Genomic DNA, 6,343 nt, shown 5'->3' with positions numbered 1-6,343 from the left:
TCTTTTAAAAATAGCTCTGAACTTATTAAGAAATGAAACATCAGAAAAACAGGGAATTCCTGGTAAAAGACTTAAAGCTGCTTGGAATGAAAAATATTTATTAAAAGTACTTAGTGTCAAAGTATGAGTTTGCCCTGTTCTATTTGCACCAAAGGCAAACCATTTACCAAAAGTGTAACATCATATCTATTTTTATAGGTGCCTTCTTGGGTAATTTGGTTGGTGACTTGAAATAGGTTGTCTTTGTAGTTTTCACTATTAAAAAAACGAATATAAGTAGGTTCTCCGTTGTCATTTACAAACTGAAAGCGTCCTCGTAAAGTTTTCGCTTTTTCAAATACATTACCTTTTTCTAAATGATTTAAAATAGTTTCGAATTCTTTCTCTGAAAAAGTACAGTTATTAAATTTTTCTAACTGAATTTTTACATTAGAAATCAAGGCATCTTCATTTACAACAGTAACATGAGTATAGCCTAAACCAACTAATTGATGAATGAGGTTTTTTTTCTAATTGTAATTCAGATTTTTAGACATATTTCGATTCTTTTATTAGCTTTTTTTTATCGCCATTGCTTTGATATTCGTCATTGCAAAACTTTTCTGCCGAAGCAATCGTTTAATTGCATCCGTCATCCTTTGTTTACCAAGTGTTTATTATACTTTCTACTCTTTGTGTGAGATTGTTTTTGCTTCGAAACTCGCAACAGGCTAAATCTCGCAATAACAGTAATAGAAACAATATCGTTAAACAAACAGCTGTTGCAACAAACCTTTTTTAAACGCTTGTTTTTTTTATTTGTTGATGTACATTTTCTGTTTTATCATCAATAGCGCTTAAATAAGTGGCTGTTTTTTGTTGTTCTTTTAAAATAGGACGAAATAAAATTGTTCTATAAACGATTTCACTACTTATGTTTTGAATAACTCCACCTGCTGAAAGTCTTAAATATTGTTTTTGTTAATTCATAATCTTATTTCTAGAATGATGCAAAAACCAAAATTATATCAATTCAAATTAATATTGTACTTAAGTAGCTACCTCTATGAAATTATTTGAGAAAAAATATCATGGTTTAATAATACAATCTAAAATCAAGTAGTTTACAGGCCTGGTAGTATTTTTGATGCAACTCTTCTACAACATCTAACATATTCTCATCTTCTTTAAATAAGTTAAAAAAAGCTTTATCAAGATTTGAGCTTGTTATTCCATTAAATTCATTGCCATAACCAGAAATCCCTCTTGCGCCAGTGATATCTAAAAAATATTGTGCTTCTTCTGCCTCTAAATCTAAAACTTTTGCATTTGAAAAATGTACAATCTTTCCTTGTAATCTTCCTTCAAAAATTTCTGCAATTTCTACCAGACTATAGTAATAGTCGTTTAAACAAATACTATTTGCTTCACCGGTGATGACCAAGTAGATGATCTCATAATCATTAAAGTTATGATCATCTGAAACCAATGCATTTAAGCTTTCTTCTAGACCTTCAATAGTGTCGCATGTCTTATAAATACTGGCTATTCCATATTGCATGGTCAATTCTTCTAGATTTTTTTGTGCTTCGGTAACCTTGTCCGTTTCTATATCATGAACCGCTTCTAAACAGTAAATGAAATAATCTGCATCTATAAATTGTTCTTGGGGTAATTGTGGTCTGTTTTTTAACAAATTTCGGATTTTGTAATTGGTAAATAAGTACAAAATTAAAGGAACTTTTTAGATTTTTCTGCGATTTCAGATAAAATACATGTAAAATATACACAATTTTGAAAGTTTATATATTCCTATAGTTTTTAATTAAATAAAAAGAAATTATGAACTTAAACATCTATGTGTATTGCACACGGATTGCCAATTTGCACCTACCGTCATTTCATACAAAGCATATTCCATATTATCTTGAGTCTTGTATTCATACCGATCAGGTTATGGAACTGAAATAAAGATGTATTACGAGTATGGTTTACAACTTTATGGTTTAATGAATTTTAGAGGTGTCCAAATAATTTTTAAAACTGCAATTGCTCTTAAAAAATGCAGAACCTTCTATAACGCTTGTAAAAATTGAAATTATTGCACCTTGCCTATTAAAGGATTGATGTTTTGGTTTTTTTATCACCTGAACATATATATATTTAATTGAATATATTTGTAATACTATTAAAAAAAACAATTTGAATTCAAGAAGCATTAAAATCAATTATTTTGTAGTTTTATTTTTAGTTACTTTCTATCACTCATTTGCTCAAACTATCAGAATAAATGAAGTTGTTTCTTCAAATTCGGTTTATACAGATGAAGGTGGAGACACGTCAGATTGGTTAGAAATTCATAATTTTGGCAACCAAGAGGTGTCTATAAAGGCTTGGTCTTTGTCTAATGATGCCAATAATCTAACAAAATGGACATTTCCTAATAGTACATTATCCCCTCATGAATATATGCTTATTTGGGCATCATCAAAAAACAGAACCGTAATTAATTATCCGAAAACGCTTGTAAACCAGGGAGATGAATTTAAATTTCTAATTCCTATTTCTGAACCCAATCCTGCTTGGAAAACATTAAATTTTGAAGATTCAAGTTGGTCCTCTGGTAATTCTGGCTTTGGTTATAATGATGAAGATGATGCTACAAGGATTCCTATTGGCACAAAATCTATTTATCTTAGAAAAAAATTTACTGTTGGCAACCTTTCTAATATTTCTTCATTAATTTTAGATGTTGATTATGATGATGCTTTTGTTGCTTATATAAACGGAAAAGAAATTGCAAGAGCTAACATAAATGGAAATCCACCTGCTTTTAATGCTAGTTCAATTACATTTCGTGAGGCTGAAATGTACAGCGGAGGCAAACCAGAAAGGTTCACAATTACAGATTTAAATTTAATTTTAACGGAAGGTGAAAACATTTTAACCATTCAAGCACATAACTTTGGTTTAAATTCTTCTGATTTTTCCATCATCCCTTTTTTATCAGCAATTTTTTTAACACCTACTAATATTGGTACAACACCACCTGCAATTTTGGGTTTAACAGAAAATAAACTTCATACAAATTTTGAAATATCATCAAGTTCAGAAACCTTATTTTTAACAAATGCGTCGGGCACGATCGTGAATCAAATAACTGCAGAAAATCTTTCTCAAAATACTTCAATAGGAATATCTATAGCTTCTGGAGAGGTTGTAAGTTATTTAGAGCCAACTCCAGGTTCTGAAAATTCTACCCAAGAATATAGCGGAAATATTAAAAGTGAAGTTATTTTTTCTCAACCAGGTAGCACTATTAATGCACCTATCAGTTTAACATTATCTGGCAATACTGCCACAGAAATTATAAGGTATACAATTAATGGAACTGATCCCACAGCAAGCTCTACTATGTATACAAACCCAATTCAAATTAATGAGAGCACAACGGTAAAAGCACAAATATTTTCAGAAAATTATATTCCATCTGCTGTATTTACAAGTTCGTATATTTTAGACCCCAATAGTTTAATTTTTACGGATAGTAATTTACCTATCGTACTTATAGAAACTGAAAATGGCGCTACTGTTTTAGATGATCCAAGAATTTTTGGTTCAATGAAAATTATTGAAAGACCAAATGGCGCTAGAAATTTTGTTACTGACGCCAATAATGAAGATTTTTTAGATTACTCTGGCACTATTAGTATAGAGATTAGAGGTTCTTCATCACAATTATTGCCTAAAAAACCTTATGGCCTTACTACATTATCGAATGATAGAACAGAAAATGACAACGTAAAATTATTAGGTATGCCCAAAGAAAATGATTGGATTTTAAACTCATTTGCTTATGATGATAGTATGATGCGTGATTTTATTAGCTATGAAATGGCTAGAAAAATGGGCCAATATGCTGTAAATCTAAAATATTGCGAAGTTGTTATAAATGGCGATTATAAAGGTTTGTACGTACTTTCTGAAAAAATAAAAATTGATGGAGACCGGGTAGATCTTGCAAAATTAGATGAAGATGAAAATATTTTTCCTGAAGTTACAGGAGGTTATATTATTCAAACAGATAGAACTAGTACTAAAGATCCTGCAGCTTGGTTTGCAAATAATGCTGTTTATATTCACGAAAAACCAAATTCAGAAGATATTACACAAATACAATCTAATTATATTGAGTCGATTTTTAGAAATTTAGATGAAACAGCCAATAATTCGAATATTTCAAATGGTTTTCCTTCGGTTATAAATGTGCCTTCTTTTGTAGATTATATGTTGATGGCAGAAATTGCTTCGAATGTAGATACGTATGCATTAAGTACTTTTTATCATAAAGATAGGGGCGGAAAATTAAGAGCGGGTCCAATTTGGGATTATAATTTAACCTATGGAAACGATTTGTTCGATTGGGGTTTTGATAGAAGTTTTACAAACGTTTGGCAGTTTAAACATAGTAATATTGGTGCTAATTTTTGGACAGATCTTTTTAATAATACAACTTTTAAATGTTATTTGGCAAAACGTTTTGAAGAAGTTACTAAAACTGGAGAGCCTTTAAACCATGATTCTATTTCGAATTTAATTGATGATACTGCTGCTTTAATTTCTGAAGCTGTAGTGCGTGAAAATATACGTTGGAATACTATTAATGATTTTACTAGAGAAATTAGTCACATAAAAAATTGGTTACAAGCAAGAATTACTTGGATGAAAAACAATCTTGGTAGTTTTTCTGATTGTAATACTGTTACAAGACCTAATTTAGTTATTACAAAAATTGATTATAATCCACAAGAATCATCAGCGTTTCCAGAAAGTGATGATTTAGAATTTATAGAAATTAAAAATATAGGAAACTCAACTATTAATTTAACAGGAATTTATTTAGCAAAATTGGGTATTTCTTATCAATTCCCTACAAATTCAACGATTGAAGCGAAGAAATCAATTCAATTAGCATCAAATGCAACAGTTTTTCAAACTAAATATGGCTTTGCTCCTTTTGATGTTTTTCAAAGAGATTTGTCGAATAAAAGTCACCATTTAGTACTAGCAAATGCTTTTGGAAATATAATTGATGAAGTTGAGTATTTTGATAAATCTCCTTGGCCAGAAACTGCAGATGGAGATGGTTTTTATTTAGAATTGATCGATGAAAATACTGATAATAACATTGCTAGTCACTGGAAATCGAGTACTAATCGCATTTTAAATGTTGATAATTTTGAAACGAATACAGTAAACTTTCGCGTTTTTCCAAACCCAACATTAGCAATACTAAAAATTGTTTCAGAGCAAAAAATAGCATCCATTCAATTTTTTAATGTGCTAGGTCAAAAAGTTAAACTATTTCAAACCAACTTTAATTCAGGAGAAATTAATATTAGCGAACTTAAAAAAGGAACTTATTTTGTGAAATTGAAATTTATAAACGGGAACCAATCAACAATTACTGTTATGAAACAATAATTCATAACTTTTAGCGAAGAAACAAAATAAAATATATTTTATACAGTAAGTTTAAAATAAATTAAAGCACTAAAAATTCACCAGACTTGTATAGCTTAAACCGACTAATTATTGAATGAAGTTGAATTCTAATTATAATTTATATTTTTTAGACATATTTCAATTCTTTTAATAGTTTTTTAGTCTTTGTTTTTCGTTATTAGGAGGTATTTCTGCCGAAACAATCTGTTCATTTCATTTCGTCATTGCGAGGTACGAAGCAATCTGTTTTATTAATTTTTTCTTCTCTTTGATTGGGGTAGCTTTTTCTTCGAAACTCGCTACAAGCTAATCCCCTTAATGACATTAGAATTCTTTGTTAAGAGGCTTTTCTGCTGAAGCAATATATTAATTATACTCTTTTTTATGTGGGATTGCTTCGTGCTTCGCAATGACAGCAACACTCACAATGGAGATAACAGTCACAAAGACGTTATACAAATAATTGTTGCAACAAAACTTTTTTAAATACCTGTGTGTTTTTTATTTGCTGTTTTTCACTTTCTGTTTTGTAAGCGTCTGGTTATGCACATCTTGTGGGGTTCCCAATTTCTTTTGATTTTTGTAAAAAATAAAACCATGTTAGGATTAGGAACAGAGCACACCTATTACTATTATCTAAATTCAGTAGATATGCGTAAAGGATTTAATGGATTGAGCGGTATTGTGAAAGAACACATGGATCAAAACCAGAACACCAATGTAGTGTATGCCTTTATCAATAAAAAGAAAGATAAACTAAAGCTACTTCATTGGCGAGTTGGGGGCTTTGTTCTTTATTATAAGCGATTGGAAAAAGGGATTTTTGAGCTTCCAGAATATAATATAGAAGAAGGTTTAG

4 protein-coding genes are annotated in these 6,343 nt (G+C 30.0%); 2 read left to right on the top strand and 2 right to left on the bottom strand.

What is annotated here, in order from left to right:
- Window positions 1-116: 116 nt before the first annotated feature.
- Together ES044_RS17640 and ES044_RS17630 are read right to left on the bottom strand one after the other, a co-directional pair.
- Complete coding sequence (locus ES044_RS17640) at window positions 117-497, bottom strand: type I restriction endonuclease (RefSeq protein WP_147120647.1); 381 nt, start codon at window positions 495-497, stop codon at window positions 117-119.
- A gap of 578 nt (window positions 498-1,075) precedes the next feature.
- Window positions 1,076-1,675 (bottom strand): DUF6642 family protein, encoded by a 600-nt coding sequence (locus ES044_RS17630; protein ID WP_147120648.1) that lies wholly within the window; start codon window positions 1,673-1,675, stop codon window positions 1,076-1,078.
- 506 nt (window positions 1,676-2,181) lie between these two features.
- Here ES044_RS17630 and ES044_RS17625 point away from each other — a divergent pair.
- On the top strand, window positions 2,182-5,463 hold the full coding sequence (locus ES044_RS17625; RefSeq protein ID WP_147120649.1) for a CotH kinase family protein: 3,282 nt from the start codon (window positions 2,182-2,184) through the stop codon (window positions 5,461-5,463).
- A gap of 618 nt (window positions 5,464-6,081) precedes the next feature.
- The coding region (tnpB, locus tag ES044_RS17620) for an IS66 family insertion sequence element accessory protein TnpB (protein ID WP_147187454.1) at window positions 6,082-6,343 on the top strand (262 nt) is incomplete at its 3' end.

It is taken from the genome of Polaribacter sp. IC066 (assembly GCF_007997085.1).
Taxonomy (GTDB): domain Bacteria; phylum Bacteroidota; class Bacteroidia; order Flavobacteriales; family Flavobacteriaceae; genus Polaribacter.
This window is presented reverse-complemented; position numbering and strand designations above follow the sequence as displayed.